This window comes from Methylobacterium sp. 092160098-2 (assembly GCF_028920805.1).
In the GTDB taxonomy this organism is placed as follows: Bacteria; Pseudomonadota; Alphaproteobacteria; order Rhizobiales; family Beijerinckiaceae; genus Methylobacterium; species Methylobacterium fujisawaense.
In genome coordinates, this window is the sequence record NZ_JAQPZJ010000001.1 from 3,834,758 (window position 1) to 3,859,843 (window position 25,086).

The window sequence follows — 25,086 nt, forward strand, 5'->3', positions numbered from 1 at the left end:
CGGCGATGACGAGAGCAGTTCCGCGCGAGGCCGAGCGGTGAAAGGCGGCATCTCGGCACCCTTCATCCGGTTTCCGGTGGCGACCACGCTGATCATGGTCGGCATCCTGTTCCTCGGGGTCGTGGCCTATCCGCTGCTGGGCGTCGCACCGCTGCCGCAGGTCGATTTCCCGACGATTCAGGTGACCGCGCAGCTCCCCGGCGCGAGCCCGGAGACGATGGCTTCGTCGGTGGCGCAGCCGCTGGAGCGGCAGTTCTCGCAGATCCCGGGTGTGGCGCAGATGACCTCGACGAGTTCCCTCGGGATCTCGACGGTCACGGTCCAGTTCGATCTCAACCGCAACATCGACGGCGCGGCGAGCGACATCCAGGCGGCGATCAACGCTGCCAGCGGCCAGCTTCCGAAGAACCTGCCGACCCCGCCGACCTACCGCAAGGTCAATCCGGCCGACTCGCCGATCCTGCTGCTCTCGGCCACCTCCGACAGCCTGCCGCTGATCGATGTGGACGACGCGGTCGACGTGCAGCTGGCCCAGCGGATCAGCCAGATCTCCGGCGTCGCCCAGGTCTTCATCGGCGGCCAGCAGAAGCCGGCGGTCCGCGTCCAGATCGATCCCGCCAAGCTCGTGGCGAAGGGCCTGTCCCTGGAGGACGTGCGCGCGCAGCTCACGCTGACCACCGTCAACAACCCCAAGGGCAGCATCGACGGCGGCAGCCACAGCTACACGATCTACGCCAACGACCAGCTCACTGCAGCGCAGAACTGGAACGACGTCATCATCGCCTATCGCGACGGCGCGCCGCTGCGCGTGCGCGATATCGGACAAGCCGTCGCCGGCCCCGAGGATACCAAGCAGGCCGGCTGGACCAACGGCCGGCGCGGCATCTTCCTCGTCGTGTTCAAGCAGCCCGGCGCCAACGTCATCGACACGGTGGACAGCATCAAGGCGCAGCTGCCGCGCCTGACCGCCACCCTGCCGGCCGCCATCAAGGTCGGCATCCTCAGCGACCGCACCCAGACCATCCGCGCCTCGGTCGAGGACGTGCAATTCACCCTGATGCTGACGATCGTGCTGGTCGTCGGGGTGATCTTCGTCTTCCTGCGCAGCTTCTGGGCGACGGTGATCCCGAGCGTGACGGTGCCGCTCGCGCTGCTCGGCGCCTGCGCGCTCATGTGGATGGCGGGCTACACCCTCGACAACCTCTCGCTGATGGCGCTCACCATCTCGGTGGGCTTCGTGGTGGACGACGCCATCGTCGTGCTCGAGAACATCAGCCGCTACGTCGAGGCGGGGATGCGGCCCATGGAGGCCGCGTTCAAGGGCGCGGGCGAGATCGGCTTCACCATCGTGTCGATCTCGGTGTCGCTGATCGCGGTGCTGATCCCGCTGCTGCTCATGGGCGGGATCATCGGCCGGCTGTTCCGCGAGTTCGCCGTGGTGCTGTCGATGACGATCGCGGTCTCGGCCTTCGTGTCGCTGACGCTGACCCCGATGATGGCCTCGCGGCTTCTCAAGCCGCACGACGGCGAGCGCCATGGCCGCCTCTACCGGATCAGCGAGGCCGCGTTCGACGGGCTGCTTGCAGTCTACGCCGATGCCCTCGACGTGGCTCTGCGGTTCCAACGCGTCACGCTCTTGGTGTTCTTCGCCACGCTGGCACTGACGGGCTACCTGTTCGTCGCGATCCCGAAGGGCTTCTTCCCGCAGCAGGACACCGGCTTCATGATCGGCGTCACCGAGGCGTCGCAGGACATCTCGTTCTCGGCGATGCAGGCGCTGCAGGAGAAGGTCGGCGCCATCGTCCAGGCCGATCCGGCGGTGGCGACCGTCGGCATGTCGCTCGGCGGCAACGGCCAGGCGCTCAATTCCGGGCGCATGTACATCACGCTCAAGCCGCGTGACGAGCGCGACGCCAATGCCTTCCAGGTGATCGGCCGCCTGCGGCCGAAACTCGAGCGCGTGGAGGGCATCCGGACCTTCATCCAGGCCACCCAGGACGTGCGCACCGGAGGCCGCACCTCGCGGACCCAGTTCGAATACACGCTCCAAGATCCGGATCTCGCCGAGCTGAACGCCTGGGCGCCGCGCATCCTCGACACGCTGAAGACCCTGCCGGAGCTGCGCGACGTCGCCACCGACCAGCAGACCCGCGGTACGACGCTGACGCTGTCGATCGACCGCGACGCCGCCTCGCGCTACGGCATCACGCCTCAGCTGATCGACGACACGCTCTACGACGCGTTCGGCCAGCGCCAGATCGCCCAGTACTTCACGCAGCTGAACAGCTACCACGTCGTGCTGGAGGTTCTGCCGGCGCTGCAGGGCAGCGTCGAGAGCCTCGACAGGATCTACATCAAGGCGCCGATCGGGGGCGGGCAAGTACCGCTGGCTGCCTTCGCCCACTGGACGACCGTTCCGGTGGCGCCGCTCGCCGTGAACCACCAGGGCCAGTTCCCGGCGGTGACGATCAGCTTCAACCTCGCTCCCGACGTGGCACTGGGCCAAGCGACCGAGGCGATCGGCCGGGCGATGCGGGAGCTGCAGGTGCCGCCGACCGTGGTGAGCGGCTTCCAGGGCACCGCCCAGGCCTTCCAGCAATCGCTCTCGACGGTGCCGCTCCTGATCCTGGCGGCGCTGTTCGTGGTCTACCTGATCCTCGGCATCCTCTACGAGAGCTTCATCCACCCGATCACGATCCTGTCGACCCTGCCGTCCGCCGGCGTCGGCGCCCTGGCGGTGCTGATGTGGGCGGGGTTCGACTTCAGCCTGATCGCGCTGATCGGCATCATCCTCCTCATCGGCATCGTGAAGAAGAACGGCATCATGCTGGTCGACTTCGCCATCGTCGCCGAGCGCGAGGAGGGGCTCACCCCCGAGGCCGCGATCCGGAAGGCCGCGCTGCTGCGCTTCCGGCCGATCCTGATGACCACGATGGCGGCGCTCCTCGGCGGCATCCCGCTGATGCTCGCCACCGGCACCGGTTCGGAGATCCGGCAGCCCCTGGGCTACGCCATGGTGGGCGGCCTCGCGGTGAGCCAGGTGCTGACGCTGTTCACGACGCCGGTGATCTACATCTATCTCGACCGGCTGGCCCACCGCCTGTCCTTCCGCGACCGGCCGGAAACGACGCAGGTCGCCCGCGCCGACGCGGAGCCGGTGGAGGAGGTCCGCGGACCGCCCACGCTGCACGCAGCCGAGTAGGCTCGACCGCCGGCCTCGCCGGCACCGTGTGAAAGCCCGGCCGGAGGCCCACGACCGGGCAGCCCTGTCACCGCCGCCCGCTTGGCGGAGCCTCCGGCCGTTCCACTTGTTCCAGCTCCGGCCTCGCGGGGCGGCGCAAAGACGAAGGGTGCGGATGAGCCAGAACCTGCCGTTGCGAGGGCTCACCGTGCTCGCCCTGGAGCAGGCCGTCGCCGCCCCCTATTGCACCTCACGGCTCGCCGATGCCGGCGCCCGGGTCATCAAGATCGAGCGGCCGGAAGGCGATTTCGCCCGCGGCTATGACGCGGCGGTCGACGGCCTGGCGAGCTACTTCGTCTGGCTCAACCGCGGTAAGGAGAGCCTCGTCGCCGACATCAAGGACCCGGCCGATGCCCGGCTCCTGCACGCGATCCTCGCGCGGGCCGACGTGTTCGTGCAGAACCTCGCCCCCGGCGCCGCGGCGCGCGCGGGCTTCGGATCGGCGGAGCTGCGTGCACGCTATCCCCGGCTGATCACCGTCGACATCTCGGGCTACGGTGCCGGCAACCCCTACAGCGACATGAAGGCCTACGACCTGCTGGTCCAGGCGGAGAGCGGGCTCGCGGGCATCACCGGCCATCCGGCGGGACCCGGCCGGGTCGGCGTGTCCGTCTGCGACGTCGCCTGCGGCATGGATGCCCATGCGGCCGTGTTGGAGGCTCTGATCGCCCGGGGCATCTCCGGGCAGGGCTGCGCCCTGGAGGTCAGCCTGTTCAGCGCCGCCGCCGACTGGATGAACGTGCCGCTGCTCTATTTCGAGGGAACCGGGCAGGCGCCGCAGCGGGTCGGCCTCGCCCATCCCTCGATCTGTCCCTATGGCGCCTTCCCGACGGCCGACGGCAGCCTCGTGCTGATCTCGATCCAGAACGAGCGCGAATGGGCGCGCTTCTGCGCTGGCGTGCTCGGCGAGCCGGATCTCGCCCGCGCCGAAGGCTTCGCGTCCAACAACGCCCGGGTCGCCAACCGCGCCGCCGTCGACCTGCGCATCGGCGCCGAGCTGGTGCGGTTGAGCCGCGACGCCGCCGCCGCCCGGCTGAAGGCCGCCGGCACCGCCTACGGTTTCGTCAACACGCTTGCGGACCTCGCCACCCACCCGGCGCTGATCCGCACGGAGGTCGGGACACCCGCCGGATCCGCCCGCATCGTCGCGCCGCCGGTGCTGGTCGACGGGCAGATTCGCGCCCTCGGCCCCGTCCCGGCGATCGACGCGCACGGCGCGCGTATCCGGGCCGAGTTCGCGCCCGGCACCTGAGGACCTAGAGATCGACACCGAACGACACGCGGGGAGGACACGATGAGGCTCGACGGCAAGATCGCGCTCGTGACGGGCGCCGGCAGCGGCTTTGGAGCGGGGATCGCCCAGCGTTTCGTCGCCGAGGGGGCGAAGGTCGCCTGCATCGACATCGACGGCGCGGCCGCCGCGCGGGTCGCGGCGGATCTGGGCGACAACGCCATCGCCATCGCCGCAGATGTCGGCCTCGCCGCCGATGTCATCGCCAGCGTCGACGAGACACGGCAGCGCTTCGGTCTGCCGAACATCCTGGTCAACAACGCCGGCACCACACACCGCAACAAGCCGCTGATGGAGGTCACCGAAGAAGACTTCGACCGGGTCTTCCGGGTCAACGTGAAGTCGATCTTTCACTACGTCCGGGAGGTCGCCCCGCTCATGCGCGATGCGGGCGGCGGCGTTATCCTGAACGTCAGTTCGACGGCGGCTCTGCGGCCGCGGCCGGGGCTGACGTGGTACAACGCCTCCAAGGGCGCGGCGAGCCTCGCCTCGAAGTCCCTGGCGCTCGAACTGGCGCCCTGGAAGATCCGGGTGAACGCCCTCTGCCCGGTCATGGGCGCCACCGGGCTCCTCGAGCATTTCATGGGCGTGCCCGATACCCCCGAGAACCGCGACCGGTTCATCGCCACGATCCCGCTCGGCCGCCTGTCCCAGGCGAGCGACATCGCGTCGGCCGCCCTGTTCCTCGCCTCCGACGAGGCGGCCTTCATCACCGGCGTCGATCTGCCGGTCGACGGCGGCCGCACGGCCTGAGGAGATGTCGATGGAAGCCTACACCGACATCCGCGAGGCGGTCGCCAAGCTCTGCGCCGGCTTCCCGGGCGCGTACTGGCGGGCCCTCGACCGGGAGATGGCCTACCCGACCGCGTTCGTGAACGCGCTGACCGAGAGCGGCTACCTGTCGGTTCTGATCCCCGAGGCGTATGGCGGCTCCGGCCTGCCGCTCTCGGCCGCGGCCGCGATCCTGGAGGAGGTCCAGCGGGCCGGCTGCAACGGGGGCGCATGCCACGCGCAGATGTACACGATGGGCACGCTCCTCCGGCACGGCTCCGAGGCGCAGAAGGCCGAATATCTCCCGGCCCTCGCGGAAGGCCGCCTGCGGCTCCAGGCCTTCGGGGTGACCGAGCCCACCTCCGGCACCGACACCGGCAGCCTCAAGACCACGGCCCGCCTGGAGGGCGACCACTACGTCGTCAACGGCCAGAAGATCTGGACCAGTCGTGCCGAACATTCGGACCTGATGCTGCTTCTGGCGCGCACGTCGCCCAGGACCGAGGGCATGAAACGCACCGACGGCCTGTCGGTGCTCCTCGTCGACATGCGGGAGGCCAGGGGCAACGGCCTCACCATCCGGCCGATCCGCACGATGATGAACCATGCCACCACGGAGGTGTTCTTCGACGACCTCCGGGTGCCGGCCCAGAATCTCATCGGCGCGGAGGGGAAGGGTTTCCGCTACATCCTGTCGGGCATGAATGCCGAGCGGATCCTGATCGCCGCCGAATGCATCGGCGACGCCAAGTGGTTCATCGAGAAGGCACGGATCTATGCCGGCGAGCGCTCGGTCTTCGGCCGTCCGATCGGTGCCAATCAGGGCGTGCAGTTCCCGATCGCCAAGGCCTACGCCAACATGCGCGCGGCCGAGCTGATGGTCCGGGAGGCGCTGGCCCTCTACGAGGGCGGCGCGAATCCGGGAGCCGAGGCCAACATGGCCAAGATGCTCGCGGCCGACGCGTCGTTCGAGGCCGCCAATGCCTGCATCCAGACCCATGGCGGCTTCGGCTTCGCCGAGGAATACGACATCGAGCGGAAGTTCCGCGAGACCCGCCTCTACCAAGTGGCGCCGATCTCCACGAACCTGATCCTCGCCTACCTGTCCGAGCATGTGCTCGGCCTGCCGCGTTCGTACTGACATGACCGATTTCGCCGCCTGGATCGGCCGGACACGCGAGGCCTCCGACCTCGTCACCCCACGCCTGATGGCCGAGTTTCGCGCGACCCTCGGGCCCCATCTCGCCCCGGTCGCCGACGGCATCGCGTGGCCGGCGCTGCACTGGTGTCTCGCCCCGGAGACGCCGGCCGCCGACGCCCTCGGGCCGGACGGCCACGTCGCGAAGGGCGGGTTCCTCCCGCCCGTGCCGTTGCCCCGGCGGATGTGGGCGGGCGGACAGATCGAGACCCTTTCGGATCTGCGCGCGGGAGACGCCGTCACCCGCACCGAGACGGTACGGGACGTCGTCTTCAAGGACGGGCGAAGCGGAAGCCTGTGCTTCGTCACCGTCGAGCACGCCGTCGCCACGGGACGGGGCGTCGCGATCCGTGAACGGCAGGACATCGTCTATCGCGAGGCGGCCGGTGCGCAGACCGGAACCGATGCCGCGCCCGAACGCGACGATCCCGATGACTACGCGGCAATCTGGGCAGTGCCCGCGACGCCGACGCTGCTGTTCCGCTATTCGGCGATGACCTTCAACGGCCACCGCTTCCACTACGATAAGCCCTACGCGACGCAGGTGGAGGGTTATGCCGATCTCGTCGTCCACGGCCCGATGCAGGCCACGCTGCTGATGAACCTCGCAGCCACGCTCCTGGGACACGTGCCGCGGAAGTTCACCTATCGCGGCGTCTCGCCGATGACGGCCAACCAGACCTTTCGCGTCTGCGGCCGAACCCGCGGGTCCGGGTTCGAGGGTGTGACCCTCGATGCAGCAGGGAAGGTCTGCATGCGGGCCCGCGCCGACGTGTGAGATCCGGCGCGCGAGGTCAGTCGAAGGGCGGCCTCGTCCGGCACGGATTGCGGACCGGCGCCATCAGCATACGCGTCGCGGCGCCACGACGGCACGGCATCGACCCGCGGATCGAGCCCGCGGGTGGTGCGACGGCGGGCCTCGCGGACGCGAAACCCGCCGGACGCCGTCTTAGGCCAGCTTGAGACCGACGTTGACGTTGCCGCGGGTCGCGTTGGAGTACGGGCAGACCTGGTGAGCGGCGTCCACGAGCTTCTGCGCGTCGGCGCGGTCGAGGCCCGGCAGGCTGATCGTGAGATCGGCGGTGATGCCGAAACCGCCTTCAGAGCGCGGACCGATGCCGACGTCAGCCGTGACGCTGGTATCGGCCGGGACCTTGAGCTGCAGCGACGGGGCCACGGCCTTCATGGCGCCGAGGAAGCAGGCCGAGTAGCCGGAGGCGAAGAGCTGCTCCGGGTTCGCGCCCGGGCCACCCGCGCCACCGAGTTCCTTCGGCGTCGACAGCTTGACCTCGAAGCTGCCGTCGGCCGTGCGGGCGGCGCCGTCGCGGCCACCGGTGGCGGTGGCAGTGGTGCGATACTTCACATCTACGGACATAGCGATCTCCGGTTGGAGGAAGAAAGTCGGCATGTAGGCGCCGGCGGGCCTTCGCACAGCCCCATTTAAATTGCGCACAATCGAAATCAAGGGTCGATCAGGGCGAAACGGTCGACATCCACAAGCCCCCGGTCGGTGATCTTGAGATGGGGGATGACCGGGAGCGGTAGGAACGCCACCTGCAGGAAGGGCTCCGGCAGCACGACTCCGAGGCCTCTGGCGGCCGACCGCAGGGTCACGAGAGACCGGCGGATGTCGTCGAACGGCATCAGGCTCATCAGGCCGGCGACGGGCAGCGCGATCTCGGCGCGCACCTCGCCACCCTCGACCACGACGAAGCCGCCCTCGATCTCGCCCAGACGGTTCACGGCCACGGCCATGTCGGAATCATCCGCCCCGACGACCGTGATGTTGTGACTGTCATGCCCGACCGACGAGGCGATGGCCCCCCGCTTCAGGCCGAAGCCTTTCACGAACGCGACCCCGATGCCGCGCACCCCCGGCGCGGAGCGGCCGTGCCGTTCGACCACCGCGACCTTGATGACGTCCTGGTCCAGGTCGATCCGGCGCTCCCCGCCGGAATAGGGCAGGGCGAGGTCGTGACGCAGGGTGATGATCTGGCCCGGGATCACCCCGATCACCGGCGTCGAAGGCCCGGAGCCCGGCGCGGCGAAATCCGCGGCGCTGACCCGCCGCGCCCGCACGCTGCCGCGACCGATCGGCTCCACGGCGGGTCGCGTGGCGAACAGCGCCTCGTTCACCGGGCGTCCGGCACTGAGAACCTGGGACACGGCGCAGGTGTCGAGATCGTCAAGCACCACGAGATCGGCGCGCTGGCCGGGGGCGACGAGCCCCCGGTCGTGAAGCCCGAACGCCCGGGCCGCCGACCACGAGGCCGCACGGTAGGCGGCGAGGGGTGGGACACCGAGGGCGATGGCGGTCCGGATGACGAAGTCGAGATGCCCCTCCTCGGCGATGTCGAGGGGGTTCCGGTCATCGGTGCAGAAGGCCAGGAACGGCGCCGTCCGCTCGGTCAGGATCGGCGCCAACGCGTGCAGATCCTTGCAGACCGAGCCCTCTCGGATCAGCACCATCATCCCCTTGGACAGTTTCTCCAGGGCTTCTTCCGGCGTGGTGGCCTCGTGTTCGGTGCGGATGCCGGCCGCGATGTAGGCGTTCAGTCCGAGGCCGCGCAGGAGCGGGGCATGACCGTCGATATGCCGGCCCTGGAACGCGGCGAGCTTGTCGAGCACGCCGGGATCGGCCGCCAGCACGCCGGGGAAGTTCATGAATTCGGCGAGCCCGATGACCTTCGGGTGGCCGACGAAGGACAGCAGGTCCTGCGCGTCGATCCGCGCCCCCGAGGTTTCCAGATGGTCGGTGGCCGGGACGCAGGACGAGAGCTGCACGCGCAGGTCCATCGCCAGCGTTTCGGACGAAGCGAGGAACCATCGGAAGGCGTCCGTTCCGAGAACGTTGGCCATCTCGTGCGGGTCGCAGATCCCCGTGGTGACGCCGTGGGGGAGAACGCAGCGCTCGAATTCCTGCGGGGGCATCAGCGAGGATTCGACGTGGAAATGCGTGTCGATGAAGCCCGGCACAACGACCTTGCCGGAGATGTCGATCTCCCGCGTGCCGCGATAGTGGCCGAAGGTGCCGACGATGCGGTCGCGGCAGATCGCGATATCGGAGGCGACAAGCGCCCCGGTGACGAGGTCGAGGAAACGGCCGCCCTTTAGGACGAGGTCAGCCTCCGTGCGACCCTGGCCCTGCGCGATGGCCTGCCGGAGCGATTCCACCTGTGTCATCACCATATGCTCCCTCCCTCCTGCCATCTGCCAGGAGCATGCCATGGGTGCGGCCCCTTCCGCGACGCTTGCAGAGGCGCGAGCACCGGCGCAGAAGCCTTTCACCTTTGAACCAGTCGAAGCTCTCGATGCCCGCCTATCGTTCCCGCACCACCACCCACGGCCGCAACATGGCCGGCGCCCGCGGCCTCTGGCGCGCCACCGGCATGAAGGATGCCGATTTCGGCAAGCCGATCATCGCCGTGGTGAACTCGTTCACCCAGTTCGTGCCCGGCCATGTCCACCTCAAGGATCTCGGCCAGCTGGTCGCCCGCGAGATCGAGGCCGCCGGCGGCGTCGCCAAGGAGTTCAACACCATCGCGGTGGATGACGGCATCGCCATGGGCCATGACGGGATGCTGTACTCGCTGCCGTCCCGGGAGCTGATCGCCGATTCCGTCGAGTACATGGTCAACGCGCATTGCGCCGACGCGATGGTGTGCATCTCGAACTGCGACAAGATCACACCCGGCATGCTGATGGCCAGCTTACGCCTCAACATCCCGACGGTGTTCGTCTCGGGCGGCCCGATGGAGGCCGGCAAGGTCCAGCTGCCGGGCATCGCCAGGAAGGTCGATCTCGTCGACGCGATGATCGCCGCAGCCGACGACCGCATCTCCGACGAGGATGTCGCGGTGATCGAGCGCTCGGCCTGCCCGACCTGCGGATCGTGTTCGGGCATGTTCACGGCGAATTCCATGAACTGCCTCACCGAGGCGCTGGGCCTGGCGCTGCCGGGCAACGGCTCGGTGCTCGCCACCCATGCCGACCGCAAGCGCCTGTTCGTGGAGGCCGGTCACCTCATCGTGGATCTCGCCCGCCGCCACTACGAGCAGGACGACGCGGGCGTGCTGCCGCGCGCCGTGGCGAGCTTCAAGGCGTTCGAGAACGCCATGACCCTCGACATCGCCATGGGCGGCTCGACCAACACGGTCCTCCACCTGCTGGCGGCGGCGCACGAGGGCGAGGTGCCCTTCACCATGGCCGATATCGACCGGCTGTCCCGGCGGGTGCCGGTGCTGTGCAAGGTCGCCCCTGCGGTGGCCAACGTCCATATGGAGGACGTGCACCGGGCCGGCGGCATCATGGGGATCCTCGGCGAGCTCGACCGGGCCGGTCTGATCGACACCGAGGTCGGCAACGTCTCGGCCGGCACGCTGGGCAACGCCCTTGCCCGCTGGGACGTGCGCGCCGCGCCGAGCGCGTCGGTCCAGACCTTCTACCGGGCGGCCCCGGGCGGCGTGCCGACCCAGGTGGCCTTCAGCCAGGAATCCCGCTTCGACGAACTCGATCTCGACCGGGAAGGCGGCGTCATCCGCGATGCCGCGCACGCCTATTCGCAGGATGGCGGGCTCGCGGTCCTCTACGGCAACCTCGCCGAGCAGGGCTGCATCGTGAAGACCGCAGGCGTCGATGCCTCGATCCTGACCTTCACCGGGACGGCGCGGGTGTTCGAGAGCCAGGACGCGGCCGTCGACGGCATCCTCAACGGCAAGGTCACGGCCGGCGAGGTGGTGCTGATCCGCTACGAGGGGCCCCGCGGCGGCCCCGGCATGCAGGAGATGCTCTATCCGACGAGCTACCTGAAATCGAAAGGGCTCGGAAAGGCCTGCGCCCTCGTCACCGACGGGCGGTTCTCCGGCGGCTCCTCGGGCCTGTCCATCGGCCACGTCTCGCCGGAGGCCGCCGAGGGCGGCCTGATCGGCCTCGTGCGCGACGGCGATCGGATCGCCATCGATATCCCGAACCGGCGCATTCATCTGGACGTGGATCAGGCGGAGCTGGATCGGCGGCGGATCGCGCAGGACGCGGCGGGCTGGCAGCCGGCGACCCCGCGCAAGCGCAAGGTGAGTACGGCACTGCGTGCCTATGCCATGCTGACGACCAGCGCGGCCCACGGGGCGGTCCGCCGGCTCTGATCAGCGGGCGCCGAGAACCAGAACGGCGGCAGCACCGAGGAGCGCTGCCGCCGCCACCGCAAGACCGATCCACCGTCGGCGGACCTTGGCTGCGCCCCGCCCCACCCCTCCGGGCGTCGGCGGCGGGATGCGCCCGAGCGCGGCGAGCATCAGCGGCTCGATGGCGGCGTATCCGGCCGGGCTCAGATGAAGCCCGTCGGTGCCGTATTCGGGCCGGAGTCCGCCTGTCTCGGTCGCCAGCACCGCATGGTAGTCGATGAATGTCGCGCCGTGCTCGTGCGCATGGTCTCGCAACCATGCATTGACCGCCGCGATCATCGCCGGCGCGTCGCGCACCTCCGGATTCCAGGGGATGCTGGCGGCGGGCATGATCGAGCCGATCCAGGCTTTCACGCCCATGGCACGGGCCTCGTCGAGCATGCCGGCGAGCGTTCGGGCGATCTCGTCGGCCGGGACGAAGAAGCCCTCGTTGCGGCCGATATCGTTCACACCGCACAGAAGATGCACGCCCCGGGCTCGCGTTTCCTCGAGGTCGCGCCGAAAACGCATGGTGATCCAGCGGGCCGTCTGACCGGACCCGCCGCGGGGGATCAGGTTGTAGGCCTCGAAGGTGCCGGCCCGGTGGAAGCCCCACAATTCGGTGATCGAATCCCCGATGAAGACGATCGGTTCGCGCAAGGTTCAGGCCGGCGTCGCGGTCCCGAGGGTCTCGGCCACCTCCGCCTGGAGGCGGTCCGCCATCATCTGGCGGCCCTCTGAGGTCACGTGAACGATGTCCGTGAAAAGGTTTCGGGCGTCGCCTTCGAACAGGCGGCTGAGGTCCCGGGCCGCGAAGGCTGAATCCCGCGTATCCAGCCGGCCGAGAACGCCCTCGAAACGTGCATACTGGCGGTCGAGATAGGCCAGGAACGCGTCGGAGGCCGTGCCCGCCTCCGTGCCGACGGGCGCGCCCTTGCGGACGATCGTGGGCTGCAGGAGGAACCGAACCGGGGCACCGATGCCGGGAGCGAGCCGCGCGAGCCGCCTGAGCGCCAGCTCGAACTGCCGCACGACCTCCCATTCCCAGATCTCGGACTGCCAGTTCGTCAGCGCCCGCAGATTCTCGAGACGGTTGAAGATCATCGCCTGCAGGCCGTCATAGGATAGTGCTACCGTGTCCTCTGCGCTCTTCCTCGGGTCGAAGAAGTAATCGTAGAGACTTTCGTTGGCGAAGTGATTGTATGGAACGCCGGCCCGCGGATCGAAGCTCCAGGGCTGAAAGATGTCGGTCGCTCCGCCGACGATCAGGATGACATCGGGCTGAAGATCCATCAGCCGCGTCGTGACCAGGGCGATCATCTGATTCAGGCAGGCCGAGACGGCGCCGAAATTGTAGACGCGCGCCCCCGCCCCATGGGCCTGCTTCAGCCCGGTCTCCAGCCGCCCCGGCACGGTATCGGCGAAGACCTGTCCGTCGATCAGGGTGCTGTCGCCGACGACGAAGACCCGCAGCGTCTCGGATGAGGGCCGCGTATCCGCATGCGCGTCGTTGCGATACCCGAGGGCGTCGTAGCGCCAATCCTGGCCCCCCGCGACCGTCAGCGGCTTGCCGGCGAACTGGACGTACGGTGCGGGAAACCGGCTGTTCGCGTCGAAGTTCTGGAAGCTCTGCAGGAACTTTCGGCGTCGCGCGTCGGCGCTGTCATCGGGTGGCCGATGGGCCATGAACCGTCTCCTCCCCGAGCGGATGGTCGGTGGCGATGGAGTGAAAGGATGAGGCGGCCGCGCCGGCGCGGCCGTTCAGCTCCGAATCGAGGCGTGGTTCTCGAGGAACCATCCATAGGTCTGGCGCAGCCCGTCCTCTAGGCCGATCTCCGGCCGCCAGCCCATGGCCCTGAGGCGCGACACGTCCATCAGCTTGCGCGGCGTCCCGTCGGGCTTGGTGGCGTCGAAGTCGAGCTGGCCTGCGTAGCCGATTACCTGGGCCAGCGCCTCGGCCAACTCCCGGATGGTGCAATCCTCGCCGGTGCCGACATTGATGTGCGACAGGTCCGGCCGCGTGTTGGCCGCATAGACCCCGTCGTCCATCTCCATCACGAAGACGCTGGCGCGGGCCATGTCGTCCACGTGCAGGAACTCGCGCATCGCCCGGCCGGTGCCCCAGACCGTGACCGACGGGCGGCCTTCGACCTTCGCCTCGTGCAGGCGGCGCATCAGCGCCGGCAGGACATGGGCGTTCTCGGGATGGAAGTTGTCGTTCGGCCCGTACAGGTTCGTCGGCATGACGCTGCGGTAGCGCCGCCCGTATTGGCGGTTGTAGCTCTCGCACATCTTGATCCCGGCGATCTTGGCGATCGCGTAGGGCTCGTTGGTCGGCTCCAGAAGCCCGGTCAGGAGCGCGTCCTCGCGCATCGGCTGCGGGGCCAGCTTCGGGTAGATGCACGACGAGCCGAGGAACAGCAGCCGGTCGACATCGTGCGTGTGCGCGGCGTCGATCAGGTTCGACTGGATCAGCAGGTTCTCGTGGATGAATTCGGCGGGATAGGTGTTATTGGCGTGGATGCCGCCGACCTTGGCGGCCGCAAGGTAGACCTGATCGATGCGGTTGTCGGCGAAGAAGCGACGGACCGCCGCCTGATCGAGAAGGTCGAGACTCTGGCGGTCGGCCGTGAGGATGCGCTTGTGGCCCAGCTCACGCAGCCGACGCACGATCGCCGAGCCCACCATGCCCCGATGGCCCGCCACGAAAATGGTCTGACCTCGACCGTCCATCACGCGTCCGTTCCCTGCCGAAAGCTCGGATTTCCAAGCCCCTATAGCCCCTTTCCGTCGGGATATCGCCGCGCAAACACGCGTTTTCTGAGGCGGCTGCCGGTACCCCCTCGGCCGCCGGGAGAACACCTATCTGTGCGGGCACTTCCGATATCAATACAACCGAAAGTTAGCGTTAATCATTCCACTAGAAGATGCATTCTGTTCCCGCTCGCTGATCGCTGAGTTGCATGGCCGGTTCGGAACCCCGTCCCGCTGCGCAGCAATGGAGTTCCAGATGCGTCCCTCGACCCTCGTGCCGGCTCGCGCCCGGGCTGCCTGGCTCGCCGTCCCCCGCTGGTGGATCACGCCGACCATCCCGCTCACCGCCGGCCTCCTGATCTGCACGGCGCAGACGACACCGGTCCAGGCGCAGCTTCTTCGCGGCACCCTGGACACAACCACGGGTAGCATTCTGGGCACCGGCGTGACGCTCGGCACCACCGCTCCCGGGACCGGCATCGTCGGGACCGGCCTCAACGTCGGGACCACGAGCGGAGGCGTCCTCGGAACCGGTCTGGTCGTCGGCACGACTGGCCCAGGCGACGGACTGCTCGGCACCGGTCTCAACCTCGGGACGGCGAGCGGAACCGGAACTGGCGGAACTGGAGCCGCCGGCGGAACCGGCGGAAGTGTGACCGTCGGTGGGACCGGCGGAAGTGGAACAGCCGTCGGGACCGGTGGAAGTGCGACTGCCGTCGCGACCGGCGGAAGTGGAACAGCCGTCGCGACCGGCGGAAGTGCTACTGCAGTCGGGACCGGCGGAAGTGCGACTGCCGTCGGGACCGGTAGAAGTGCGACTGCCGTCGGGACCGGTGGAAGTGCGACTGCCGTCGGGACCGGTGGAAGTGCGACTGCCGTCGGCGGAACAGCGGGAAGCGGAGCAGCCGCCAGCGCCAATCAGGGTCTCTACATCGTCACAGGGACCACCACGCAGTCCCAGGGCCAGACCGTAATCACCGACCTGAGGCTCTCACAGCTGTCCAGCATCACCGGCGTCGCCGCCAACAACACCAGCGGCTTGGCCGCCCCGATCGCTGTCGGCGCCGACGCCCTCGCGGCGGGCGCCGGTTCAAGTGCGGCCGGTTCGGCATCGACCGCCGTGGGCACCGGCGCGAGCGCGGCGAATACCGGCAGCGTCGCCCTCGGCTTTGCGGCGAGCGCTCAGGGCCTCGGCGGAACGGCCATCGGTACGGCGTCTGCGGCGTCGGGGGCCGGGAGCACCGCGCTCGGGTTCGTCGCCGGCGCGACCGGGACAGGTTCAACCGCCATCGGCGCGGCCGCTTCGGCCGCCGGAAACAACAGCGTCGCGCTCGGAAACGGGGCTGCCGCCGACCAAGCCAACACGATCGCCATCGGCGCCAACGTGAAGACCACGCAAGCCAACCAAGTGGCGATCGGCAATTCCGCCAACACCTACCGGCTGGCCGGCGTCGCATCTCAGGCGAGCGCTGCCGCTCAGAGCGGAGCGACGGCCTTCGTGACCACCGATGCCAGCGGTAACCTTGCGGCCTCGGCCTACGGGCCGTCGACGATCGCAGGTCTCGGCAACCGGATCGATTCGGTCCAGGGACAGGTCAACGCGCTGGAGGCCAAGACCGATTCCGTGCAGCGCTACGCCATCCAGACCCGCAAGGAGGCCCGGCAGGGCGTGGCGATGGCCATCGCGATGGCGACCGCGCCGATGCCGTCCGCGCCGGGCAAGACCACCTGGGCGACGAATGGCGCAACCTATCGGGGCGAGTGGGCCGGCGGCCTTGCGGTGGCGCACCGCTTGCCGACCTGCTGCGTCCCGATCGCGGTCACGGCCGGCATGGCCTATGGCGGCGACAACGCCGTCGGCGTCCGCGCCGGACTGGCCGGTGAGTTCTGAACGACTGGGACCCGGCACGGCGGACGGCACTTCGACCTTGCGCGTCGGTGAAAGGCCGCAGTAGTGTCAACCAATGCTGACACTCGCGGTCGACCACAGGCTTGCGCATTCGATCGATGGGCGTCCGCACGCCGTCGTCGTCGGCTCAGGCTTCGGGGGTCTCGCCGCCGCGATCCGTTTGGGTGCGCGGGGCTACCGCGTCACCGTCCTCGAACGCCTGGCCCAGGCCGGGGGCCGTGCCCGGGTCCATCGGCAGGACGGCTTCACCTTCGATGCCGGTCCGACGATCGTCACGGCCCCGCAGCTTTTCGAGGAACTCTGGCAGCTCGCCGGTCGCCAGCTCGCGGACGATGTGACGCTGGTGCCGATGGATCCGTTCTACCGGATCCGCTTCGCCGACGGGACATCCTTCGCGTACAGCGGCGACGTGGATCGCATGCGCGCCGAGGTCGCGCGCTTCGCACCGGACGACGTCGCGGGCTACGAGCGCTTCATGGCTCACAGCCGGGCCGTTTGCCGGATCGGCTTCGAGCAGCTCGGTCATGTGCCTTTCGGCAGTGTCGGATCGATGCTCAAGATCGCACCCGACCTGTTGCGCCTGTCCGGACACCGTTCCGTTTACGAGGTGGTGGCGCGGTTCATCCGCGACGAGCGGCTGCGCACGGTGTTCAGCTTTCACCCGCTGCTGATCGGCGGCAACCCGTTCCGAGCCAGCGCCATCTATTGCCTGATCGCCGATCTCGAGCGGCGTTGGGGCGTCCACTTCGCCATGGGCGGGACCGGGCAGCTGGTCGATGGCTTGGTGCGTCTGATCCGGACACAGGGCGGCCGCCTCCGCCTCGGCGTCGACGTCGCGCGCATCCAGGTGGAGGAGGGCGCTGCCACGGGTGTCGTACTGACCAGCGGCGAGGTGATCGGCGCCGACCTCGTGGTCTCCAACGCCGACTCGGCCGTGACGCATGCGAGTCTTCTGCCGGAAGCGCAGCGCTGGAGCCGCACCCGGTTTCGGCGGGCCCGCTCGTCGATGGGGCTCTTCGTCTGGTATTTCGGCACCAATCGGCAGTATCCGGGGGTAGATCATCATACGATCCTGCTCGGACCGCGGTACCGCGAACTGCTGGCCGACATCTTCGACCGGAAGGTCTTGGCCGAGGACGCGAGCCTCTACCTGCACCGGCCGACCGCCACCGACCCGAGCCTCGCCCCCCCGGGATGCGACGCCTTCTACGTCCTGGCCCCGGTGCCGAATCTCGCGGGTGGCCAGGATTGGCAGGCGCTTGCCGAACCGTATCGGCGCCGGATCGCCGCCATGCTGGAGGCGAGTGTGATGCCCGGCCTGTCGGAGTCCATCGTCACGTCCAAGGTGACGACCCCTCTGGATTTTCAGGACGATTTCCTGAGCTACCGGGGCTCGGGCTTCGGTCTGGAGCCGGTGCTGACCCAATCGGCGTGGTTCCGGCCGCACAATCGGTCGAACACCGTCCGCAACCTTTACCTGGTCGGCGCCGGCACACACCCGGGTGCGGGCCTGCCCGGCGTGCTCTCCTCTGCCCGTATTCTCGACAGCGTGGTCCCCGATGCCCGCGTTACCGCCTGAATTCGCCGCCGCGGCCGACCGCACCGCCTGCCGGGTCGCGATCCGGGCCGGTTCGAAGAGCTTCTTCGCCGCCGGCCAATTGCTGCCGGCCGAAGTCCGCGAGGCGGCCTACGGCCTCTACGCCTTCTGCCGACTCTCGGACGACCTCGTCGACGACGCGGCCGATCCGGCCGGACGACGCGACGCCGTGGCCCGCCTCGAGGCACGCATCGGCCGTGCCTATGCCGGGCGACCCGCCGACGCTCCCGCCGACCGGGCCTTCTCGGAGATCGTCGCCACGTACGCGATCCCGGAGGCCCTGCCGCGTGCCCTGATCGAAGGCTTTGCCTGGGACGCCGAAGGCCGGCGCTACGCCGATCTGGGGGCGCTCCATGCCTACGCCGCCCGTGTCGCCGGCTCCGTCGGTGCCATGATGGCGCTGATCATGGGCACCCGCGAACCGGACGCCCTGGCCCGCGCCTGCGACCTCGGCGCCGCGATGCAATTCACCAACATCGCCCGCGACGTCGGCGAGGATGCCCGGATGGGCCGTCTCTATTTGCCGCTGGACTGGATGGATGCGGCCGGGCTCGATCCGGAGGCATTCCTCGCAGATCCGCGGCCGAGCCCGGCGCTGGCCAAGGTGGTGGCCCGCCTCCTCGCCGAAGCGGACGTCCTCTATACCCGCGCGGAGGCCGGAATCGCAGCGCTGCCGCGCGGCTGCCGGTCGTCGATCCGGGCGGCCGGATTGATCTATTCCGAGATCGGCCGCGTGGTGGCGGCGCACGACTACGATTCGGTCCAGCACCGCGCCCGGGTCGGAACGGCACGGAAGCTGGTTCTGATCGCCCGCGCAGCCCGCACGCCCGCGGTCGCGGCCGGCCTCGGCGGGCCTTCACTGCCGGAAGCCGCCTTCCTGATCGAGGCTGTCGCGCGCGAGCCGCTCGTGCCGGCGCGTCGGCGCCCGGCGCTGCGGCCGTGGTGGGATGTCGGCGGCCGGGTCGTGCACGTCCTCGATCTGATCGAGCGGATGCGTGAGCGCGAGACGTTCGGCCGCTCGGCGCCGTCCTGACCTGCGGCCTGGAGGACATCGGTGAGCGACGGGCTGTTCGCGGCTTTCGATATCGGCCTCGTCTTCGCCCTGGCTTTCGGGGTGGGGATTTGGCAGCTCATCGTGGTCCGCCGCAGCATCCGGCGTGATCGCGATCGCAAGCCGGACTGAGGCGATCCGCACCGCACAGGTCCCGGCCGACTGGCCAGGCGCTGAAAGCGCCCGTCGGCGGATCCGGGCTCTGTCAGCGACGGGCGACGTCAGGCCCCAAATTCGCCCTCCAGCACGTCACGCTCCCCGCCACAGGGCGGCGGCCGGTCGCCATCCGCACCGGCCTGCGTGAGGGCGATCGGGAGGGTGGGTCCTGCGGCCCGTCTTCTACTGCAGGTGACGGGTATAGGTGTCGCCGGCAGCCGCCTTGAGGGCGGCTCCCGCCTCCTGGCCGATCCGCTCCGCATCCGTCACGGGCCCCTGTCGGGACGCGGACCAGTGGCGGCTGCCGTCGGGCAGGAACAGCAAGCCGTCGATCCGCAGGACATCCCCGTCGATCTGCGCTAGGGCGGCGATCGGCGTCCGGCAGGATCCATCGAGTTCCGCGAGCAGCGATCGCTCGGCCGACACGGCGATGGTGGTCCGGGCGCAGGCGATGGGCGCCAGGAGGTCGCGGATGACCGCGTCGTCCGTACGGCACTCGATGCCCAGTGCCCCCTGTGCCACGGCCGGCAGCATCTCCTCGACCGACAGGACGCTGCGGGCCATGTCTTCCAGCCCGAGGCGCTGGAGGCCCGCCAGGGCGAGCAGCGTCGCGTCGCATTCCCCGGCCTCGAGCTTGCGCATCCGGGTGTTGGCGTTGCCCCGCAGCGGCACGACCCGGAGATCGGGCCGCCGCATCAGAACCTGCGCGCCGCGGCGCAGCGACGAGGTTCCGATCCGCGCGCCCGCCGGCAGCCCCGCCAGACCGTCCGCGTGCGGCGACAGGAATGCGTCCCGCGGATCGTCACGTTCGAGGATGCAGGCGATGGTGAGCCCGTCGGGAAGCCAGGTCTCCACGTCCTTCATCGAGTGCACGGCGACGTCGACCTCGCCGGCGAACAGCGCCTGCTCGAGTTCCTTGGTGAACAACCCTTTGCCGCCGATCTCGGAGAGCGGCCGGTCCAGGATCTTGTCTGCCACGGTGGTCACGACCACCAACTCGGTCTCCAGGCCCGGATTGGCGGCGACGATTTGGTCCCGCACCATGCCGGTCTGCGCGAGCGCCATCGGAGAGCCGCGGGTGCCGATGCGCAGGGGGCGGTTCAACATCTGGTTCCGGATCACTTCGCTGGACGAGACACTGCCTTATAAACCGAGCGGGGCGGCAGGCCATGGTCCGTCTCGCGGTTTCGAAGCGGCAAAGCGCGATCGTGAAATCCAGTCTTGCCCCGCTTTCGCCGGACTGCGCTCCTAGCGGGACACCGGCGTAGTTCGGAGCCAACGGGTGTTGTCGCGATGCTGATCATGCCGAGCCGACGGCAAGTCCTGACGGGGCTCGCTGCAGGCGCGGGCATCACCGCCGCCACCGGCGTCTATGCCCTCGACATCGAGCCGCTGCATCGGCTGGTGGTGACATCCTATGCGCCGACCCTGCCGCGGTGGGATCCGTCGCTGCAATTACGGGTGGCGGTCCTGGCGGATTTCCACATCTGCGAGCCGTTCATGCCGTTCGACCGGGTGGCGCAGATCGTCGAAGCGACCAACGCGCTCGAACCGGATCTGGTGCTTCTGCTCGGCGATTATCCGGCCGGGCGGATCGCGTGGCGCAAGCTGCCGCTCGATCAGTTCGCCCGGATGATGACCGAACTCAAGGCGCCCCTCGGCACGCACGCGATCCTCGGCAATCACGATTGGTGGGACGACCATACGGTCCAGAGGAACGGTCGCGGCGTGCCCGCGGTCAGGCGCTTGCTGGAGGCACAGGGTATCCCGGTTCTCGAGAATCGTGCGGTGCGCCTGGTGAAGGACGGCCGGCCGTTCTGGCTCGCCGGTCTCGGCGACCAACAGCCCTTCTTCGACGCGTGGAACACGTTCAGCTTGGCCGACCTGCCGCGAACGCTCGATCCGATCACCGATTCGGCACCCGTGATCCTGATGGCGCACGAGCCCGACATCTTCGTCGCCGTGCCCGACCGCGTCTCCCTGACCCTCGCCGGGCACACCCATGGCGGCCAGATTCGCCTGTTCGGCCACGCCCCCGCGATCCGCAAGGTGCAGGGACACGACTATTCCTACGGCCATGTCATCCAGGACGGCCGCCACATGATCGTCTCGGGCGGGTTCGGGATGAGCCGCATCCCGGTGCGGATGGGCGTCCCTCCCGAGATCGTCCTCCTCGAACTCGGCAAGACGGACGCGGTAACAGCCGCCAGCTGAGCGCGGGGCATTCGCGGGACCGCCGCTCGACTGTCAGACGATCGATGGATCGTCGAAGCACAATCCAGCCGCGCGCAAGTCATGCGATCGGAATTCTGTGGATCAGAGGATGAATTCCGGTGCCCGGAGGCTTTCGGCGGCAATTTGACACATCGAGATGTGCATGGGACCGTCCCGCATCGATTCGATCTGGGGACGTTCATGCCGATCCTGCTCGGCCTCATCGGTCTCATCGTTGCGGGACTGTTCTGGATCTTGCGGACGCACGGGACCGTCAAGGGTCTGCAGGAGGTCAACCGGGACACGAAGGGGCTCCAGCGCCGCGCCGTGTCCACCTTCGAGAACCTCGTCGGAACGCCGCTGCAGCGTGTCCGCGATCCCCGCTTGGCCGCGATCATCCTGATGATTCAGCTGGTCCGTACGGGCAGCCCCCTGACCGCCAGCGAGAAGACGCGGATCCTCGAATACATGGAGACGCCCCTGGGGGTGGAGCGGATCTCGGCGACCTTCGAGCGGGCCTGGGGCTACATGCAGGCGCGGGTTCCCTTCTCGCACGTCGCCGACGCGCTGGCTCCGCTGCTGCGCGACGCGCTGACACCGGCCGAGCGGGAGCAGTTGATCGCGATGCTGACCCAGGTGGCTGGCGCGCATTCTCCGCCGAGTGAGTTGCAGCGCGAGGGCATCGCCCGCCTGAAGCGACGGCTTCTCGCCGGCGCGGGGGCCGCTCTCGACACGCGGCGGGGCGAATCCGCCTGATCCGGACCATGGCGGGTCGGAGGCGCCGAAGCGCCGGTTGGCTCGCCTTTGCGCGCCGTCGCGCTACCTCGGGGGAATGCGCGCACTCTTCCCCCTGATCGTCTTCACACTTCTCGCGGCCGGCTCAGGAACGGCCCGGGCGCAATCCTGCGACACCTTGATCGACAAGGTGACCGGCGAGACTGCGGCCAAGACTACGGATCGCCGGAGCGACTATGCCAGCTTCACGGCCGGTGAGGACATGACCCTGACCCTCGCCTGCGGCGGACCGGACCACTCGTCGGTCGGCGCCCAATATCGGGGCGCCACTCCGCCGGATCGCTATTTCGACGTGTTCGGCAAGGCCGGCCACGCGGTGACGGGCATCGATGCCTCCGTCATCACGGAGGCCGCGCACCGGGCCCAGGCCACCGCGACCAAGCTGCGCCACAGCAATGTCGATCTCGGCGGCGCTCGGGTGACCTGTTCGGCCATGGTGTCGCCCGACAAGGGTCCGCTGACCCTGTGCGCGGTGATCGAGAACAGCGACCGCAGTTGAGAGGCCGGCGGAGCGTGCCGCCGGCCACCGCGCCCGTGTCAGAGCGGGATGTTGTCGTGCTTCTTCCAGGGTTGCTCCATCTTCTTGGTGCGGAGCATGCCGAGGGCCTTGGCGATCCGGCGGCGGGTCGAGTGCGGCATGATCACCTCGTCGATGTAGCCGCGCTCGGCCGCCACGAACGGTGACAGGAAGCGGTCCTCGTACTCGCCGGTGCGGGCCGCGATCTTCTCCGGGTCGCCGATCTCGCTGCGGAAGATGATCTCCACCGCGCCCTTCGCGCCCATTACGGCGATCTGGGCGGTCGGCCAAGCGTAGTTGACGTCCGCACCGACGTGCTTGGAGGCCATGACGTCGTAGGCGCCGCCGAAGGCCTTCCGGGTAATGATCGTCACCAGCGGCACGGTCGCCTGCGAATAGGCGAAGAGCAGCTTCGCGCCGTGCTTGATCAGGCCGCCGTATTCCTGGGCCGTGCCGGGCAGGAAGCCCGGCACGTCCACGAAGGTCACGATCGGGATATCGAAGGCGTCGCAGTAGCGCACGAACCGCGCGGCCTTCCGCGAGGCGTCCGAATCGAGGACGCCCGCAAGCACGAGCGGCTGGTTCGCCACGAAGCCGACGGTGCGCCCCTCGATCCGGCCGAAGCCGGTGATGATGTTGCGGGCGTAGGCGGACTGGATCTCGAAGAAGTCGCCCTCATCCACGACGCGGCGGATCAACTCGCCCATATCGTAGGGCTTGTTCGGATTGTCGGGGATCAGCGTATCGAGGGATGCATCGATGCGGCTGACGTCGTCGAAGCTCGTGATCTCCGGCACGCCGTCGGTGTTGTTGGCCGGCAGGAAGTCGAGGAGGCGGCGGATCTGCAGGATCGCCTCGACGTCGTTCTCGAACGAGCCGTCGGCGATGGACGACTTGGTGGTGTGGACCTTGGCGCCGCCGAGCTCCTCGGCCGTGACGACCTCGTTGGTGACGGTCTTCACCACGTCGGGGCCGGTCACGAACATGTAGCTCGTGTCGCGGACCATGAAGATGAAGTCGGTCATGGCCGGCGAATAGACGTCGCCGCCTGCACAGGGACCCATGATCACCGAGATCTGCGGGATCACGCCCGAAGCCATGACGTTGCGGCGGAACACCTCCCCGTAGCCGCCGAGCGCCGCGACGCCCTCCTGGATGCGGGCGCCGCCGGCGTCGAAGATGCCGATGATCGGGGCGCGCATCTTCAGCGCCATGTCCTGGACCTTCACGATCTTCTGGGCGTGCGCCTCCGACAGGGAGCCGCCGAACACCGTGAAGTCCTTGGAGAACAGGAAGACCGTGCGGCCGTTGATCGTGCCCCATCCGGTGACGACACCGTCGCCCGGGATCTTCTGCTTCTCCATGCCGAAATCGGTGGAGCGGTGCTGCACGAACATATCGAATTCCTCGAACGACCCGTGGTCGAGGAGGAGTTCGATCCGCTCGCGCGCCGTGAGCTTGCCGCGCTTGTGCTGCGCCTCGACGCGCTTCTCACCGCCGCCGAGCCGGGCCTGCGCCCGCCGCTCTTCGAGCTTGTCGAGGATATCCTTCATGGCTGTTCCCGCCCTTCCCCTGCCGCGACCTGCGACCCGGATCGGGCCGGGTCCAAGCTTATGCGTTCACCGATCGAGCGCCCTTAGCACGCGCATTTCGGGCGGCAAACCGACACGGTGGCCCGCGGGATCAGACCGTCTGGGGATGGGAGCGGGATGGTGGACGGTGCAGGGATCGAACCTGCGACCTTTCCCGTGTGAAGGGAACGCACTACCGCTGTGCTAACCGTCCGTACCGGCGTGCCGTTTCAACGCACGCGATCGAGCCGCTCGCCCTCGAGGGCGCCGCAACCCGGTGGCCGGCGTTCTAGAGCGCGGCGGCCCGGGACGTCAAGCGCGGCCGACGATCTTTGCCGCACGGAGACGGGCCGGCGAAGCGCCTCCGCGTCCCGGATTGCCGAGTCCGGGTTCGGCCGTCGCCGGCGGCAGGCGCGCCACTACGGGCGCCGGCGAGGTTGACAAGGCCCGCGGCCCGGTGCGCTGTGGGGCCATGCACGATGGGCCAGCGGGCGCGAGACAGGGCAGCGACGTGACGGCGGCCTGCGCGACGGGGCCTGATCGGCCGCGCGTGGCGATCACCTACTGCACCCAGTGCAACTGGCTGCTGCGGGCAGCCTGGATGGCGCAGGAGCTCCTCTCAACCTTTCGCGACGATCTCGGCGAGGTCGCCCTCGTCCCAGCCTCGGGGGGCCTGTTCCGCATCACGCTGGGCGATGCGCTCCTCTGGGAACGGGTGCGGGACGGCGGCTTCCCGGACGTGAAGACCCTGAAGCAACGCGTGCGCGACCACCTCGACCCGGCGCGCGATCTCGGCCATATCGACCGATGATGAGGCGAGGGAACGGCAAGGCGCCTGCGGGGCACTGCGGGCCGGGGACGG

At 68.9% G+C, this 25,086-nt stretch carries 21 protein-coding genes and 1 tRNA gene; 14 read left to right on the forward strand and 8 right to left on the reverse strand.

Features of this window, described 5'->3' with window-relative positions; genetic code table 11:
- Positions 1–37: 37 nt before the first annotated feature.
- The 5 genes from PQI07_RS18030 to PQI07_RS18050 all read left to right on the forward strand — a co-directional run bounded on the left by PQI07_RS18030 (position 38) and on the right by PQI07_RS18050 (position 7,279).
- Positions 38–3,202 carry an efflux RND transporter permease subunit gene (locus PQI07_RS18030; protein WP_274927115.1) on the forward strand — a complete coding sequence of 1,055 codons (3,165 nt, stop codon included), beginning with the start codon at positions 38–40 and terminating at the stop codon, positions 3,200–3,202.
- Between the two features lie 154 nt (positions 3,203–3,356).
- Complete coding sequence (locus PQI07_RS18035; protein ID WP_043379970.1) at positions 3,357–4,493, forward strand: CaiB/BaiF CoA transferase family protein; 1,137 nt, start codon at positions 3,357–3,359, stop codon at positions 4,491–4,493.
- Between the two features lie 42 nt (positions 4,494–4,535).
- Positions 4,536–5,285, forward strand: a complete 750-nt coding sequence (locus PQI07_RS18040; RefSeq protein WP_043356292.1) for a glucose 1-dehydrogenase — start codon at positions 4,536–4,538, stop codon at positions 5,283–5,285.
- Positions 5,286–5,295: 10 nt separating this feature from the next.
- The gene (locus PQI07_RS18045; protein WP_274927116.1) at positions 5,296–6,444 is read left to right on the forward strand and encodes an acyl-CoA dehydrogenase family protein; all 1,149 of its coding nucleotides are present in this window, start codon (positions 5,296–5,298) and stop codon (positions 6,442–6,444) included.
- A gap of 1 nt (position 6,445) precedes the next feature.
- On the forward strand, positions 6,446–7,279 hold the full coding sequence (locus PQI07_RS18050; protein ID WP_274927117.1) for an HTD2 family dehydratase: 834 nt from the start codon (positions 6,446–6,448) through the stop codon (positions 7,277–7,279).
- Between the two features lie 171 nt (positions 7,280–7,450).
- Here the strand turns inward: PQI07_RS18050 and PQI07_RS18055 are convergent, their stop codons facing one another.
- Positions 7,451–7,876, reverse strand: coding sequence for an organic hydroperoxide resistance protein (locus PQI07_RS18055; protein ID WP_043357630.1), 426 nt, complete (start codon positions 7,874–7,876; stop codon positions 7,451–7,453).
- Between the two features lie 86 nt (positions 7,877–7,962).
- The gene (gene ade / locus PQI07_RS18060) at positions 7,963–9,684 is read right to left on the reverse strand and encodes an adenine deaminase (protein WP_274927118.1); all 1,722 of its coding nucleotides are present in this window, start codon (positions 9,682–9,684) and stop codon (positions 7,963–7,965) included.
- Between the two features lie 128 nt (positions 9,685–9,812).
- Between ade and ilvD the strand changes: the two genes are divergently transcribed.
- Entirely contained in the window at positions 9,813–11,642 is a 1,830-nt protein-coding gene (ilvD, locus tag PQI07_RS18065) for a dihydroxy-acid dehydratase (protein ID WP_043357638.1), read from the forward strand.
- Here ilvD and PQI07_RS18070 read toward each other — a convergent pair whose 3' ends face one another.
- The 3 genes from PQI07_RS18070 to fcl all read right to left on the reverse strand — a co-directional run bounded on the left by PQI07_RS18070 (position 11,643) and on the right by fcl (position 14,393).
- Positions 11,643–12,320, reverse strand: coding sequence for a GDSL-type esterase/lipase family protein (locus PQI07_RS18070; RefSeq protein ID WP_043379961.1), 678 nt, complete (start codon positions 12,318–12,320; stop codon positions 11,643–11,645).
- 3 nt (positions 12,321–12,323) lie between these two features.
- The gene (locus PQI07_RS18075) at positions 12,324–13,346 is read right to left on the reverse strand and encodes an SGNH/GDSL hydrolase family protein (RefSeq protein ID WP_274927119.1); all 1,023 of its coding nucleotides are present in this window, start codon (positions 13,344–13,346) and stop codon (positions 12,324–12,326) included.
- 75 nt (positions 13,347–13,421) lie between these two features.
- A complete protein-coding gene (gene fcl / locus PQI07_RS18080) occupies positions 13,422–14,393 on the reverse strand; it encodes a GDP-L-fucose synthase (protein ID WP_274927747.1) in 972 nt (323 codons plus the stop codon).
- 277 nt (positions 14,394–14,670) lie between these two features.
- Here fcl and PQI07_RS18085 point away from each other — a divergent pair, with 277 nt between their 5' ends.
- The 4 genes from PQI07_RS18085 (at position 14,671) to PQI07_RS18100 (ending at position 19,103) form a co-directional block, all read left to right on the forward strand.
- Positions 14,671–16,305 carry a hypothetical protein gene (locus PQI07_RS18085; RefSeq protein WP_274927120.1) on the forward strand — a complete coding sequence of 545 codons (1,635 nt, stop codon included), beginning with the start codon at positions 14,671–14,673 and terminating at the stop codon, positions 16,303–16,305.
- 73 nt (positions 16,306–16,378) lie between these two features.
- Positions 16,379–17,902 carry a phytoene desaturase gene (locus PQI07_RS18090; protein ID WP_274927121.1) on the forward strand — a complete coding sequence of 508 codons (1,524 nt, stop codon included), beginning with the start codon at positions 16,379–16,381 and terminating at the stop codon, positions 17,900–17,902.
- Entirely contained in the window at positions 17,883–18,953 is a 1,071-nt protein-coding gene (locus PQI07_RS18095; protein WP_274927122.1) for a phytoene/squalene synthase family protein, read from the forward strand. The genes PQI07_RS18090 and PQI07_RS18095 overlap by 20 nt, the downstream gene beginning before the upstream one ends.
- 21 nt (positions 18,954–18,974) lie before the next feature.
- Positions 18,975–19,103 (forward strand): hypothetical protein, encoded by a 129-nt coding sequence (locus tag PQI07_RS18100; protein ID WP_257787419.1) that lies wholly within the window; start codon positions 18,975–18,977, stop codon positions 19,101–19,103.
- Between the two features lie 207 nt (positions 19,104–19,310).
- Here the strand turns inward: PQI07_RS18100 and hemC are convergent, their stop codons facing one another.
- Positions 19,311–20,234 (reverse strand): hydroxymethylbilane synthase, encoded by a 924-nt coding sequence (gene hemC / locus PQI07_RS18105; RefSeq protein WP_053610721.1) that lies wholly within the window; start codon positions 20,232–20,234, stop codon positions 19,311–19,313.
- A 186-nt stretch (positions 20,235–20,420) separates the two neighbouring features.
- Here hemC and PQI07_RS18110 point away from each other — a divergent pair, with 186 nt between their 5' ends.
- From PQI07_RS18110 to PQI07_RS18120, 3 genes are all read left to right on the forward strand, one after another.
- Complete coding sequence (locus PQI07_RS18110) at positions 20,421–21,341, forward strand: metallophosphoesterase (protein WP_043379947.1); 921 nt, start codon at positions 20,421–20,423, stop codon at positions 21,339–21,341.
- Positions 21,342–21,542: 201 nt separating this feature from the next.
- Positions 21,543–22,097 (forward strand): tellurite resistance TerB family protein, encoded by a 555-nt coding sequence (locus tag PQI07_RS18115; RefSeq protein ID WP_274927123.1) that lies wholly within the window; start codon positions 21,543–21,545, stop codon positions 22,095–22,097.
- A 76-nt stretch (positions 22,098–22,173) separates the two neighbouring features.
- On the forward strand, positions 22,174–22,635 hold the full coding sequence (locus tag PQI07_RS18120; protein ID WP_043761209.1) for a hypothetical protein: 462 nt from the start codon (positions 22,174–22,176) through the stop codon (positions 22,633–22,635).
- A 38-nt stretch (positions 22,636–22,673) separates the two neighbouring features.
- Here PQI07_RS18120 and PQI07_RS18125 read toward each other — a convergent pair whose 3' ends face one another.
- Both PQI07_RS18125 and PQI07_RS18130 read right to left on the reverse strand, forming a co-directional pair.
- On the reverse strand, positions 22,674–24,206 hold the full coding sequence (locus PQI07_RS18125; protein WP_043379941.1) for an acyl-CoA carboxylase subunit beta: 1,533 nt from the start codon (positions 24,204–24,206) through the stop codon (positions 22,674–22,676).
- Positions 24,207–24,363: 157 nt separating this feature from the next.
- Positions 24,364–24,438: transfer RNA gene (locus tag PQI07_RS18130), tRNA-Val, on the reverse strand.
- Between the two features lie 258 nt (positions 24,439–24,696).
- Here PQI07_RS18130 and PQI07_RS18135 point away from each other — a divergent pair.
- Positions 24,697–25,035, forward strand: coding sequence for an Rdx family protein (locus PQI07_RS18135; RefSeq protein ID WP_251982208.1), 339 nt, complete (start codon positions 24,697–24,699; stop codon positions 25,033–25,035).
- Positions 25,036–25,086: the final 51 nt, after the last annotated feature.